Below are 12442 nucleotides of genomic sequence, written 5' to 3' on the forward strand. Positions count from 1 at the left end.
GTATTTGGGAAAAGATGAAGTGATGATTGAGCTGAAGGACGTCAGCAAGAGCTTTACCCTGCACAACCAGGGCAGTGCGGTGATCCCGGTTATGGAGGGGGCTTCCCTGACGGTGGCGCCGGGCGAATGTGTTGCCCTGACAGGGGCGTCTGGTGCGGGGAAGTCCACCTTGATGCGGGTGATCTATGGCAACTATCTGGCCGCGTCCGGTTCGGTACTGGTTGCTGGGTTGGATGTTGCGCAAGCCGAACCGCGCGAGATTCTGGCTCTGCGGCGGGACACGCTTGGCTATGTCAGCCAGTTTCTGCGGGTTGTGCCAAGGGTGCCGACGCTGGAGGTGGTGGCCGAGCCGTTACTGGCGATTGGATGCGACCGACAGGTGGCTTTGGACAAGGCGGCGGGATTGTTGGCGCGGTTGAACATTCCGGAACGGCTGTGGTCCCTGAGCCCGACGACCTTTTCCGGAGGCGAACAACAACGTGTGAACATCGCGCGCGGCTTCGCGCATGAGTATCCGGCGATGTTGCTGGACGAACCGACCGCCAGTCTGGATGCACAGAACCGGGAAACCGTTCTTTCGCTGATCGATGAGGCCAAGGCGCGTGGCGCGGCGATAGTTGGGATATTCCACGACGTTGATGCGCGTGATCGGGTCTGCGACCGCGCGGTGGATGTGTCCACATTCACGCCCGGACAGGCGGCATGAGTCTTGCCCCGGTCATAGCGGTTGTGGGTCCATCAGGCGTTGGCAAGGACAGCGTCATGGCGGCGCTGGAGGCGCGCGCGCCGGGTATTCAGCGATTGCGGCGGGTGATCACCCGGCCCGAAGGGGAAGAGGGCGAGGAGTTCGACCGTGTCTCGGTCGAGGTGTTCGAGCAGATGGTGCTGGACGGTGCCTTTGCCATGCACTGGCCTGCGCATGGGTTGCTGTATGGCGTACCAGCCGGGATCGCCGAGCAGCGACAAAACTGTCAGGCGGTGCTGGTCAATTTCTCACGCGCTGTGCTGGTGCAGGCGCAGAAGGTGTTTGGCGATCTGATCGTAATCTCTCTGACCGCTGATGCCCATGTGCTTGCACAGCGGCTGGCCGCGCGGGATCGCGAAAGCGCGGCGGATCAGGCCAAGCGTCTGGGCCGGGCCAAAACGCCCCTGCCGGACGGGCTGAACCGGGTGATCGAGATCGACAATTCGGGTGCTTTGGATAACACGGTCAGCCAAATCCTTGCGCAGCTTCAGCCGGAAAGGGCGTAGCGATGGATCAGGTGAAAGCGACCGTCCTGAGCCTCGCCCATCAGGGCCAGATCGTTGATCTGGAAGGGCGACGGCAGCAGCGGGGCCAGATGAACGGCCAGTGCGCTTTCGACGTCTGTCAGCGTAGCTTTGTCCAATCGCCCGCTGAGCGTGATGTGAAATCGGAACGCGTCCAGCACGTAGGGATAGCCCCACTGAACAAGATTGGCGTCCTGTTCCGGGGTCAGCTTTGCCGCCCGGCGGCGGGCCAGTTCCGCCTCGGACGCGGGCGCGCGAAACGTATCCAGATCCTGCACGCAGCCAGCGGCCAGAGCGTTCAGGGCAGCTGTGTTCCCAACGGGGCGCAACGCCAGAAACCGGCCCAGACGCGCGATCTCGAGCCCGTCCAGCGTGACCGGCGCGTGACGCGCGGCCAGCGCGGCGCAGGCATCGTGCAGCGCGTCCACGGAATGGCCGTCTCGCAAGCGAAAGGGCGGCTTCATCGTTGCGTGCAGCCCGTATTTGCGCGGAACCTCGGTGACGGTGGCCACGTCGATGCCGTCGACAATCGGGTGCGTGACCTGCGTTCCGACCTCCATGTCCCAGCCCAGCCAACGGGTGGCAAATCTCGTCCATTCCGCGTCAGCGGGCGGGGCAAAATAGATTGCGTATCGCGTGAATGTCACATTGGCCTCCTAGCTACGTGGCCGTTCAATATCTCAAACTGCGTGAAGTTCAGATGACAGAAGAAATGATCCTTGCCAATGCCACGCTTGTGTTGCCCGAAGAGACCGTGACCGGCAGCGTTCGGATCGTCGGTGGCACCATTGCGGAGATGGACACAGGCACCTCGGTTCCGACGGGGGCGATCGATTGCGGCGGCGACTATGTCTGCCCCGGATTGGTGGAGTTGCACACGGACAATCTGGAACGCCATATCCAGCCGCGCCCTCGGGTGGACTGGCCGCATGCCGCCGCGATCCTTGCCCACGATGCCGAACTGGCCAGCACCGGGATCACCACTGTCTTCGATGCCATGCGCGTGGGCTCGATCCCGTCAGGGGCCGCGCGATACGGGAAATACGCCCGTGATCTGTCCCAAGAATTATGGGATTTGCGAGAGCAGGACGCGCTGAAGATCAGCCATTTCCTGCATCTGCGGGCCGAGGTGTGCTCGGAAACGCTGGTCGAGGAGCTGGATGAGTTCGGCCCCGAGGATCGGGTTGGGCTGGTGTCGATCATGGACCATACGCCGGGCCAGCGGCAGTTTCGCGATCTGTCAAAGTTCGAGGCCTATATGAAGGGCAAATACGCGATGGACGACGATACGTTTCTGCAGCATGTGGCGCAGTTGAAGGGCCTGCGCGACCAACACGGTGACACGCACGAGGTCGAAACCGTGAAGGCCGCGCAACGGTTCGGGGCGGTGATCGCCAGCCATGATGACACGACCGAAGATCAGGTGAAGGTTTCTGCAGGCCACGGCATTCATCTGGCCGAGTTCCCAACAACGGTCGAGGCCGCGCGCGCCTGTCATGACCACGACATCAAGGTGATGATGGGGGCGCCGAACATCATACGTGGCGGCTCTCATTCCGGGAATGTGGCGGCCGAGGAACTGGCCCTGCTGGGCCATCTGGACATAATGTCGTCGGACTATGTGCCATCGGCCCTGTTGCTGTCGGCAGTGCGTCTGGGTGAGATGTGGGGCGACATGGCACGCGGTCTCAGGACCGTCACTCTGGCCCCGGCGCAAGCCGCAGGGTTGCACGACCGGGGAGAGCTGCGCAGCGGCGCGCGTGCCGACCTGATCCGGTTTCAGATGCGGGGCGATGTTCCGGCCTTGAAGGCGGTCTGGTCGCGTGGGCAGCGCGTGGCCTGATCAGGCAAGGTAAAACAAGTACCGGTCCGGTGCGATGGTTTCGGGCCCTTTGATCTGATCGAAGCCCACCAATGGCTGGCCCGAGATCAGCAACCCTCCGGGCTGCATCACCTGCGCGATCAACGGGCTGAGGCGGGCAGCTTCGGCCACGTCCTCTTCCTTGATCCCACGTCCGAAATCATAATGCGCCATGGCCATCTTGTGGCCTTCACGGGCCAGCCTTTCCAGCATCGGCTCGGCCTCGCCTTGCAGGAAATCCTGTTCGGGCGGGGTGCTGTCGGGGTGGCATTGCAACACCCGGTCCATCACCCAGATGCGCCGGTTGGGCAGGATCTCTCGCAGGTGGTCATAGGTGCGCCCGTTGCCCAGGCCCATGTCCAGCACATCGCCGTCCTTATCCGCGATCCGGGATGCGGCCCAGTTCAGCCCGTCGCGCTGGGCAGTCAGGCGACGCAGCATGGAATCCAATCGGCTCATCAGGGGAACTCCGTTCTTCAGGTCTTGGGGGCGGTCCACGCCTGTGCGGGGCCGTCCAGTAGTTTCGTCAGCAGGGCCTCGGTGAAGGCCCAGATGTTCGGGTCGTGGACAAGGTGGTGGGTCAGCACTCCGAACGGTTCAGCATTCTCTGCCCGTCCATTGCGGCGATCCTTGAGAAAGTCCACGACCTGCAAGATCAAAACATCCGGAGCAACCAGCCCGCGTGTTCCACGCCAGTCAATCGGATCGAGATGGGTGTTGATCTGTTCCAGCCCCGGTGCGGCCATCGCAGCCTTGCGCGGCGTTGCCGTGGACAGGGTGCGAAAGCCAAGCGCGGGCAGTTGCGCGACGGTTTCATCGCCGATCCGGTTCCAAGGGGGGACAAACATTGGTCGCAGCCGATCACCGAACATCTCTGTCATACGGGTAAGCCCCGCTTTTGCATCGGCGACAACCGCATCCAATGGTCGATGCGCCCTAAACTCGGACTTCTTTTCACCTTCGGGTGCGTGATTCTGATGCGCCCATCCATGGACAACGGGGATCAATGTCGGATGCCGTTCGACATATCCCGCAAGTCTTGCATCCGCATCCCGAGGGATCACCGCCAGATGGACAGGCAAGCCCAACCGCTCGGACAGTTCGGTCAGCCTGTCCAATTGCGCTGTGTGCGTCGTCGCATCGTCGTCCCGCCACCAGAGGGGCAGGGTCAGGTCGCCTTCGCGCCACAGCGCCAGTTCGGCGTCCAGAGGGTTCCAATCGGGGTTCACAGCCGCTGCTCCCACAAGTGTTTTGCGATTTCAACACTGCGCTGTGCACCGTCAAACCCTGCGCGTTCCGGCTTGCGCCGCCCTTCCGAGATCACGCGTTCGACCCGCCGGGCCAAAGCAATCCCGGTCAGGTCCTGACTGTGCAACAGCTCGATTGCGGGCAAACCCGAGAGGCTCTGACCGCGCAGCCCCTGTTCGACTTCCTTGCCATCATCAAAGGGTACAAACACCGCAGGCGTTCCGGATTGCAGGATATCCAAAGCGGTGTTGTAGCCGCACATGCTGACCGAGGCCGCGGCATGGGGCAGCATCTGCCTGAAATCCGGGCGCACTGGTTCCAGCGTCACCGGTGCCCCATCAACGTACCCGGACAACTCGGCAATGCGGTCCTTTGCGTCCCGCCCGCCCACCAACAGGCGCCAGCGCCTGTTGGACATCTTTCGGGCGGCCTCGATGGCCGCGCGAAAGATCGGCTGGCCGACAGATCCGCCGCCTGCGCTGACCAAAACTTCGTCCCGTCCCACGGCGTCTGGATGCAGGCTTGGTGCCTCTGGTGCGACAAACCCCGTATAATGCAGCCGTTCGGCAAGGCGTTCCGACACCGGCCAACTGACCGAAAGCGGGGTGATGTTTTCATCAGAATGCACCAGCACACCATCATAATAACGCTGCACGATGTCATCGGCGCGTTCGGCCTTCGCGGGTTTCGAGGGCGGCGCCAGAATGTCGCGGATCGAACAAAGAATGATGGGCCGCGATTCCAGTGCGTGTGCGGCTTCCAGCCCCGCTTCGAACTCGGCGGCCAGCACACGGCGGCCAAAGGGGAAAAGCTCGGTGATCAGAACCTGGGGCTGAAAGCTGTGTATCGCCTGAACCAAAGCGGTGCTCCGCGCAGTCAGATACCCTGCATCGGCGACCTCGCCGGTCTCTGTCAGAAGGCGGGTGAAATTCGTCCCGTCCGAGCGCAACGGCGGCAGGCCAAGCAGGGTCATGCCATCCGAGTTCAATTGCGGCGCGGGCATGCCGCCCGACACAACCAGCTCCTGCTGCCCATCATCCACAAAGGCGCGGCCCAATGTCAGCGCGCGGCTCAGATGACCTGTGCCCAGCAGATGGGTGACGACGATCATCACTCTCATTGCGTGGCTCCGCGTGGGATCAGGCGCACAGGGTCAGGTTCGGCGGTCAGGTCAGGCATCTCAACGATATAAAGCCGATTGCGTTTGATCTTGAAAGGCGCGGGGCCTTCAAAATTCCAACCCCAGGCGCGGGCGAGGATCACCCGCATGATGCCGATATGGCAGACCGCGACCGAGTCTTTCTGCAACCCAGACAGCCATGGTTGCAAGCGTCTCCAGACCTCGGCGGGGCTTTCGCCATTGGGCGGGCGGTAGTCCCAGCCCCAGTCTTCGATATGGCGATAGCCGCTTTTGGGGTCTTCAATCAGATCGACGCCGCGCAGCCCCTCCCAATCGCCCCAGTTCATCTCGGTCAGGGCCGCAGATGTCTGCGGAATGCGACCCGATACCAACTGCGCCGTCTCGTGGGCGCGGGCCAATGGGCTGGACCAGATGTCAGCCTGCTCCCATCCGGGTGGAAGATCGTAGCCCGCCATTTCAGCCCGCGCGTCATCATCAAGGGGAATATCGCTGCGCCCTTGTATCTGCCCGGCGCGGTTCCAGCTTGTGTGCCCGTGTCGCAAGAGGGCCAGTCTGGTCATGCCGATGCCTCCACCAACGGGCGCACCGCCGCCCAGAAGGTTTCGGTTGCGCGCGGCATCAGGTGATGCGCTGCCACATGCGCCCGCGCGTCGGCACCAAGGGTTCGGCGTCTGGCGGGGTCATCCAGCAGCGCCTGAAGATGCGTGGCAAATCCCGGTACTCCGGCGTCCACGGATGGGTAATCCGACGGACAGAGAACATCCCGAACCCCCGGCCGATCCTGCGCCACAACGGGCAGACCGGCCGCCTGCGCTTCGAGGTAGACCATCCCATAGGCCTCATTCACGCCAGGCCAGACGAACAGGCTGGCGGCTTGGTAGGCAGCTTGCAGAGCGTCCCGATCCAGTTGACCCAAGAAGGTGACGCGATCCGCAAAGGGTGCCATCAGGGCCTCGACCTCGGGGCGGGCGGGGCCGTCCCCCGCGATGTTGAGGTGCCAGTCGCCAGTCAGATGCGCCAAGGCTTCGGTGAGAATGGTGTACGAGGCCAGCTTGTCCCCGTGGCGCATCATCCCGACGCTCAGCATCGGGCCGTCCGCGGTGCCGCTTGGTGGCAGGTCGGAGATCGGTAAGAAAGGTGGCAACTCGACCAAAGCCTGATTGTTGCAGCGGTCGCGCTGCAGGGTGATCAGGTCATTTGCCGTGTGATAGAAAATCACCTGCGCCGCATCGCAGGCCGCGTGCGCCGCCCGGGCGAAGCCCGACCAGGGGCCGGTCAGGCGGCTGGAGGCGCGGGTGCTTTCCAACTGAACATAAGGAATGCCGCGCGCCTTTGATACCACAGGGCCCAACAGATCGGGGGCCTTGTAGTAGTTGTGATAGGTCACCCAAAGATCGACGTCCGACGGCAACCGGGAAATCAACCGCTGCGCCTCGGCCTCAGCCGCCAAACGCAGCGATTGCTGATGTGCCGCATCTCCGGTTTTGTCATAGATGCGCAGGTCCGAGATCAGATCGACCCGGTCCCCTTGCGCCGAAATGGCCTGCATCAGGTTGCGGGCCATTTCCCGGTCGCCCGAAGGTTTTGGGCTGTCGGGGGACTTCATCGGCGCATAGAACGCGACGCGCGCCATCAGGCGGCGTCCGTGCACAAAGCGCTCAGCCGGGCCGACAATCGAGCGATGCCCGGGTCCATCCGGAATTCGGCAAGCAAACGATCATAAGCTGCTTGGGCCATCTGGGCAGTTTTCGCTGGCTGCGCCGCCATCTGGGCAATCGCCTCGGCCAAAGCCGCTGGGTCATCCTTGGACAGAACGCCATGCGTTCCGGTCTCGATAAACTCGGGAATGGCGGAAACGGGCGTCGAAAGGATCGGCAGTTTTTGCGAGGCCGCTTCCATCAGCACATTCGGCAATCCGTCCCGGTCGCCGTCATCGGCAATTCGGCTGGGCAGCACGAACAGGTCCGCATCCCGCATCGCCGCAATCACCTCGGGCTGATCACAAGCGCCTTTCCAGGTGATGCGGTGCGCAACGCCTGCCGCCTTTGCCTGATCCTGCAGCGCCTGACCCAGGCCGCCGCCGCCGATGTGGGTCCAGTGCCAGTCCAGTGTCTTGGGCAGCAGGGCGAAGGCAGCGATCAGGCGATCAAAGCCCTTTTTCTCAACCAGCCGCCCGACCGAGACCATGTGAAAGGGTCCATTTGCATCGCGCAACGCGCGCTCGGGCGGGGACGGAAAGCGGCCTAGGTCCAGCCCGTGGTAAATCAGATCGACCCGATCCGGGGTATCCGCCAAACCGCGCAGGTGTTGCGCCCCGATGGCGGTGCAGGTGGCCCCGAAGGCTGCGCCATGCGTCGTCGCCTGCAGCTTTTCGCGTTTCTCCCACTCCGGCGAGGTCCAGATATCCTTGGCGTGGGCAGAAAAGCTCCACGGAACGCCGCGCATGATGGCCGCATAGCGCGCGACCGAGGACGGGGTGTGCATGAAATGCGCATAAAGCGCCCGTGTGTCGCCGGGCAGTTCCGCAGCCAGAACGCAGGCCTGCCCGAAGCGGCGGATGCGGTTGTGGGTGGGATCACGACGCAGGTCTTGCCGCCATACCCGGTATGATTCTGCATAGCCCGGAAGACCCTGGGCAATCGCGCGTGCGGACCAGACCCGCAGGGGTTCCTGATACAGGTATTCGGGCAGGTAGTGCACGCGACCGGTAAAGCGGTCATGCAGCGGATGGCGTTTGGTGTCCGTCGGGTGGCGGAGTGACCAGATGTCAAACGCGTGGCCCGCGTCCTGAAGGGCGACCAGTTCCTGCGCGATGAACGTCTCGGACAGGCGCGGCCAGCCTTTGACCAGCACCGCCAGCTTCGGCGTATTTGCACTCATCCGGTGGCCCGTTCCTGTTCGCCGGTCAGCAGGGTTTCGATCCGGTCGGTCACGTAATCCAGACCGTCAAGCAGGCCAGCCTGGATCGTCTCGGACGGCAACGGCTGTTGCGGCAGTGCACGAATGGCCTGAATCATCGCATCAGGCGTCAGGCCGTCGCGGGTTTCGTCCAGCATTCGGACAAGACCCAACCCCTCGGCCTGCGAGGCGCGGATCCACTGTTCCAGACGCGGTGTGGTACGCGGAACGATGACGGCGCGTTTATCGAAGGACAGAACCTCGCAAAAGGTGTTGTAGCCCCCCATGCAGACCACACCGGCAGCACCGGCAAACAGGGTTTCGATCTGGGATTCGAAACCCACAGCCGTCACCCGACCATTCAGCGCCGCCACGCGGGCTTCAAAATCCTCGCGCAGTTCGCCGGACAGGAATGGCCCATAGACCAGAACGGCACGGGGCGACAGATTGGGGTCTTGTTCGTAGGCAGACAGAACCAGATTGACCATGGCCTTGCCATCGCCGCCCCCACCGGGGGTGATCAGGATATAGGGCTGTTCAGGCGGTTCACCGACAGGGCCAAGGTCACGCCGCAGATAGCCGGTCCAATGAATGCGGGACTGCGTTGCAGGGTTCAGAGGCAACTCAGCGGTCGGGTCGTAGATCGAGCGCAGGCCATAAACCCAGATCTCGTCATAAAACCGCTCGGTCGCGGTAACGGCGTCTTTCCGGTCCCATTCGGCGGCCAGCACCTCGGGCTCGTCCAGCACATCGCGCAGACCAAGGACCAGCTTGGTGCCGCAGTTGTTTTCCAGATATTCCAGCGTCGGCAACAATTCGCCGCGAAACCCGGTGGGTTCCTTGTCGACGATCAGCATGTCCGGATCGAATTGCTGCACCGCTGTCTGGATCAGACCTGCGCGCAGCTCGGTCACTTCATCGATTCCCATGCCGATGGTGCGCGCGGCATAAGATCCGTCGGCGCGCTTGGTCACGCCGGGCAGGCGCACATGGTCGACGCGGCGGGGAAAGGTGAACCGCCCGGCCACGGGCGAGCCGGTCAGGATCAGCGCCGATGCGGTTGGGTCTGCCTGTGTTGCCGCCGCCGCCAATGCGCGCGAGCGTCGCAGATGACCCAAACCAAAGGTATCATGGCTGTAAAACAGGATGCGCGGCGCGCGACCGGATTTAAGAGTGTTTGTGCCGAGGCTCATATTGGTGCCTGTTTTTCTGGTCTTGGTGCAGGATCCGCGCGTTCGCACCAGTTATCTTATATTGTTAAGCCTTGCTTGCCAAAGGCGGAAAGGCCCAATCGCAAATGCGCGAGGCATTGCGAATTGGCAACAGAAGAATGTTGTATCGCGAGCATTTTTCTCCGGGGTTTGGCATTGTTAGCGGAATGGTCGAGAAAACGGCCAGTTGGGCAGCGCCTGGGCGCAATACAGGTCATATTCAATTTTTACGAAGTTGAAAATACCCGCAGTGACCCATTGCGCCAGGACCACGCCCCGGCACGATATTGAGTTCGATGGCCGTGATGGTTTGAACAGAGCGTAAGGGTTCTGTATTCTGAGCGGCATCTTGAGTTTAGGATGCAAGACCCTATGAAACCTAACTTTCTGGCTGGATTGATCCTGGCGTTGCTGACCGTTCTTCTGGTCTTGCCCGTTGGCGTTTCTGCGCAAACCTCTCTGATCCCCGGTTATCCGACAGGATCAACTGACGAGACCGAGACAGCCAGCGAAGGCGATCTGGCCGCCGCGATCCGCGCCGCCAGCGAGGCTGGCGCCAGCGTCATCGTGATCGACAGTGCGGGGCAGGTTGTGACCTCGACCATTGGCGGAGGGGCTGCGTCCGAGGACTCGGCAGAAAACCCAATGGCCGACGGATCGCAACTGATGCGGGCGCAAGAGCGGTTTTCGAAGTTCCGCGAGTCGGTCGCCTCGCGCCTGGAAGCCTTGCCCTATTCGGTATTCGAGGTTCAGTACGTCCTGCGCCAAACCAGCCCCGATGGGCGCATTCAGACCTATGTCGAGGTTCTGGTCTGGAACGTCCTGTTCCTGTTGTTGGGCCGATGGCTGTCGACGGAAATCTACGGCAAACGCTTTGCCAAACGCTGGGTCGTGGCCCGAAGCAAAGAAAACCCCCAAGGCTATCGCGAAAAAATGCCGTTCCTTGTGTTCCGCTTCCTGATGGGAATCGGCGGAACCATATTTGCGATGCTGATGGCCCTGATCGTCGGGTACCTGTTTTTTGGCGAGGCCGAGGATATCTCGATCCAATTCACGGTAACGGCCATCTTCACAGCCTTTTTCCTGTCACGCACGGTGTCCGACCTGTGGCGGATGGTGCTGTCGCCGTATCTGAGCCAATATCGCCTGCCGCCCTTTTCCGACCGCAACGCGAAGCGGCTGTATATCTGGGCGTCGGCACTGGCCACCTATGACATCTCGGTCGTCATGTTCTCGACCTGGGTGGCGGATTTCGGGCTGAACTACAATGTCTATGCCATGGTCTATGGTGGTCTGACCATGGTGGGGGCCTTGGGCAATATCCTGATGATCCTGTTCAATGCAGGTGCCATTTCCAATGCGATCCGGGGTGGGCGCGCGCCCGGTCAGGTGTCGTGGATCTTGCGGTTCATCTCATTCGCCTGGGCCCCGGTGCTGATCATTTACATGGTATTCAGCTGGTTCAAGCTGGCAGTGGATCTGGTTCTGGAGAATGAAAACTCGGTCCCGATTGTGGCCAGCAGCTACGCGATCTTCATGTCCGTCGTCGTGGCCTATGGTGCGATGAACTATCTGCTGGAACGCTATTTCAACCGCAGCCGCCAGATCGAAGAAAAGAATGCCACGGCGGACGAACCTCTGGAGGGCGAACTCGTTTCGGACACGCCAGAGGCCACGCAACGAAAGCACACGATCCTGACCTACGAGGATCTGGCCCGCCGTGTTGCTGGTATTCTGGCCTTTGTGGTCGGCATGTACGCGCTGGTCGTGATCTGGAACCCCGAGGCCAGCTGGAGCGAAGACCTGCCCGTCGGGCGCGCGTTGGATGTCATGGTGATCCTGTTCATCGGCTACATCCTGTTCAACTTCTTCCGCATCTGGATCGACAGTAAAATCGCCGAAGAATCCGATGACGGGACCGAGGCCGAACTGGGTGATGAAGGTGGCGAAGGCGGTCAAAGTCGGTTGGCGACTCTGTTGCCGCTGTTCCGGGGGGCGATTCTGGCCGTTGTCGTGGTAACGATTGTGCTGATCGTGCTGATGGAACTGGGCATCAATGTCAGCCCGCTGTTCGCCGGTGCTGGTGTGGTTGGTCTGGCCGTTGGGTTCGGCTCGCAAACGCTGGTCCGCGACATATTCTCGGGCGCGTTCTTCCTGTTGGATGATGCGTTCCGCAAGGGGGAGTATATCGACATTGGGGATGTGAAAGGGACGGTCGAAAAGATCTCGGTCCGGTCGTTCCAGTTGCGCCACCATCTGGGCGCGCTGAACACCATTCCCTTTGGTGAGATCAAGGTTCTGACCAACTATTCCCGCGACTGGGTAATCATGAAGCTGCCCCTGCGTGTCACCTATGACACCGATGTGGAAAAGGTCCGCAAACTGATCAAGAAGCTGGGCCAGCAATTGCTGAGCGATCCGGTGATCGGCGAGAACTTTATCCAGCCGCTGAAATCGCAGGGCGTGATCGAGATGCAGGATTCCGCGATGATCATCCGGGTCAAGTTCATGACCAAACCGGGCGATCAGTGGCTGGTGCGCAAGAAGGTGTATCAGGAAATCCGCGAATTGTTTGCCCGCGAAGGTATCCGTTTTGCCCATCGCGAGGTCACTGTGCGGCTGGCAGATGACAAGAACGCCGAAGACCTGACACCAAAGCAGCGCGAGGCTGTAACCGGCGCTGTTCAGGCCGCGATTGACGAGGATTATCTGGACGATATCGGCCCCGGCGGCGACGACCGCTAGGGGCTCTCCCGCCCCTTAGGTCTGCGTCTCTGACGAGACGCCACCCAAAGCGTTGGGCCGGGCCGCGCG

At 61.7% G+C, this 12442-nt stretch carries 12 protein-coding genes; 4 read left to right on the forward strand and 8 right to left on the reverse strand.

The annotated features are described in order from the left end of the window. Positions 1-22: 22 nt before the first annotated feature. Both phnL and ACR0LW_RS09485 read left to right on the forward strand, forming a co-directional pair. Positions 23-706, forward strand: coding sequence for a phosphonate C-P lyase system protein PhnL (gene phnL / locus ACR0LW_RS09480; RefSeq protein WP_480882442.1), 684 nt, complete (start codon positions 23-25; stop codon positions 704-706). Next, positions 703-1251 (forward strand): phosphonate metabolism protein/1,5-bisphosphokinase (PRPP-forming) PhnN, encoded by a 549-nt coding sequence (locus ACR0LW_RS09485; protein ID WP_480882444.1) that lies wholly within the window; start codon positions 703-705, stop codon positions 1249-1251. Before phnL ends, ACR0LW_RS09485 begins: the two co-directional genes overlap by 4 nt. On the opposite strand, the gene ACR0LW_RS09490 is transcribed toward ACR0LW_RS09485, so the two are convergent. Beyond that, the gene (locus ACR0LW_RS09490) at positions 1233-1916 is read right to left on the reverse strand and encodes a DUF1045 domain-containing protein (RefSeq protein ID WP_480882445.1); all 684 of its coding nucleotides are present in this window, start codon (positions 1914-1916) and stop codon (positions 1233-1235) included. The genes ACR0LW_RS09485 and ACR0LW_RS09490 overlap by 19 nt on opposite strands. A gap of 53 nt (positions 1917-1969) precedes the next feature. Between ACR0LW_RS09490 and ACR0LW_RS09495 the strand changes: the two genes are divergently transcribed. Continuing rightward, complete coding sequence (locus ACR0LW_RS09495; RefSeq protein ID WP_480882447.1) at positions 1970-3112, forward strand: alpha-D-ribose 1-methylphosphonate 5-triphosphate diphosphatase; 1143 nt, start codon at positions 1970-1972, stop codon at positions 3110-3112. Here ACR0LW_RS09495 and ACR0LW_RS09500 read toward each other — a convergent pair whose 3' ends face one another. The 7 genes from ACR0LW_RS09500 to ACR0LW_RS09530 are packed head-to-tail and all read right to left on the reverse strand — an operon-like array spanning position 3113 to position 9610. Beyond that, a complete protein-coding gene (locus ACR0LW_RS09500) occupies positions 3113-3589 on the reverse strand; it encodes a class I SAM-dependent methyltransferase (protein ID WP_170623880.1) in 477 nt (158 codons plus the stop codon). Between the two features lie 17 nt (positions 3590-3606). Continuing rightward, positions 3607-4359, reverse strand: a complete 753-nt coding sequence (locus ACR0LW_RS09505; RefSeq protein ID WP_480882448.1) for a polysaccharide deacetylase family protein — start codon at positions 4357-4359, stop codon at positions 3607-3609. Beyond that, positions 4356-5498, reverse strand: coding sequence for a glycosyltransferase family protein (locus tag ACR0LW_RS09510; RefSeq protein WP_480882449.1), 1143 nt, complete (start codon positions 5496-5498; stop codon positions 4356-4358). Before ACR0LW_RS09510 ends, ACR0LW_RS09505 begins: the two co-directional genes overlap by 4 nt. Next, positions 5495-6079 carry a histidine phosphatase family protein gene (locus ACR0LW_RS09515; RefSeq protein ID WP_480882451.1) on the reverse strand — a complete coding sequence of 195 codons (585 nt, stop codon included), beginning with the start codon at positions 6077-6079 and terminating at the stop codon, positions 5495-5497. Before ACR0LW_RS09515 ends, ACR0LW_RS09510 begins: the two co-directional genes overlap by 4 nt. Next, a complete protein-coding gene (locus tag ACR0LW_RS09520; protein ID WP_480882452.1) occupies positions 6076-7152 on the reverse strand; it encodes a glycosyltransferase family 4 protein in 1077 nt (358 codons plus the stop codon). The genes ACR0LW_RS09515 and ACR0LW_RS09520 overlap by 4 nt, the downstream gene beginning before the upstream one ends. Further along, positions 7152-8399: a glycosyltransferase family 4 protein gene (locus ACR0LW_RS09525; RefSeq protein ID WP_480882454.1), complete on the reverse strand. Its 1248-nt coding sequence runs from the start codon at positions 8397-8399 to the stop codon at positions 7152-7154. Before ACR0LW_RS09525 ends, ACR0LW_RS09520 begins: the two co-directional genes overlap by 1 nt. After that, on the reverse strand, positions 8396-9610 hold the full coding sequence (locus tag ACR0LW_RS09530; protein WP_480882456.1) for a glycosyltransferase family protein: 1215 nt from the start codon (positions 9608-9610) through the stop codon (positions 8396-8398). The genes ACR0LW_RS09525 and ACR0LW_RS09530 overlap by 4 nt, the downstream gene beginning before the upstream one ends. A gap of 390 nt (positions 9611-10000) precedes the next feature. Between ACR0LW_RS09530 and ACR0LW_RS09535 the strand changes: the two genes are divergently transcribed. Beyond that, positions 10001-12373, forward strand: a complete 2373-nt coding sequence (locus ACR0LW_RS09535; RefSeq protein WP_480882458.1) for a mechanosensitive ion channel domain-containing protein — start codon at positions 10001-10003, stop codon at positions 12371-12373. Positions 12374-12442 lie beyond the last annotated feature (69 nt).

The sequence above is a fragment of the Ruegeria sp. N4 genome (assembly GCF_056531425.1).

Bases quoted from the DNA above. Each gene is read 5' to 3' on its own strand.
- phnL (WP_480882442.1), top strand. From the start codon at position 23: ATGATTGAGCTGAAGGACGTCAGCAAGAGCTTTACCCTGCACAACCAG.
- ACR0LW_RS09485 (WP_480882444.1), top strand. From the start codon at position 703: ATGAGTCTTGCCCCGGTCATAGCGGTTGTGGGTCCATCAGGCGTTGGC.
- ACR0LW_RS09495 (WP_480882447.1), top strand. From the start codon at position 1,970: ATGACAGAAGAAATGATCCTTGCCAATGCCACGCTTGTGTTGCCCGAA.
- ACR0LW_RS09500 (WP_170623880.1), bottom strand. From the start codon at position 3,589: ATGAGCCGATTGGATTCCATGCTGCGTCGCCTGACTGCCCAGCGCGAC.
- ACR0LW_RS09510 (WP_480882449.1), bottom strand. From the start codon at position 5,498: ATGAGAGTGATGATCGTCGTCACCCATCTGCTGGGCACAGGTCATCTG.
- ACR0LW_RS09515 (WP_480882451.1), bottom strand. From the start codon at position 6,079: ATGACCAGACTGGCCCTCTTGCGACACGGGCACACAAGCTGGAACCGC.
- ACR0LW_RS09520 (WP_480882452.1), bottom strand. From the start codon at position 7,152: ATGGCGCGCGTCGCGTTCTATGCGCCGATGAAGTCCCCCGACAGCCCA.
- ACR0LW_RS09525 (WP_480882454.1), bottom strand. From the start codon at position 8,399: ATGAGTGCAAATACGCCGAAGCTGGCGGTGCTGGTCAAAGGCTGGCCG.
- ACR0LW_RS09530 (WP_480882456.1), bottom strand. From the start codon at position 9,610: ATGAGCCTCGGCACAAACACTCTTAAATCCGGTCGCGCGCCGCGCATC.
- ACR0LW_RS09535 (WP_480882458.1), top strand. From the start codon at position 10,001: ATGAAACCTAACTTTCTGGCTGGATTGATCCTGGCGTTGCTGACCGTT.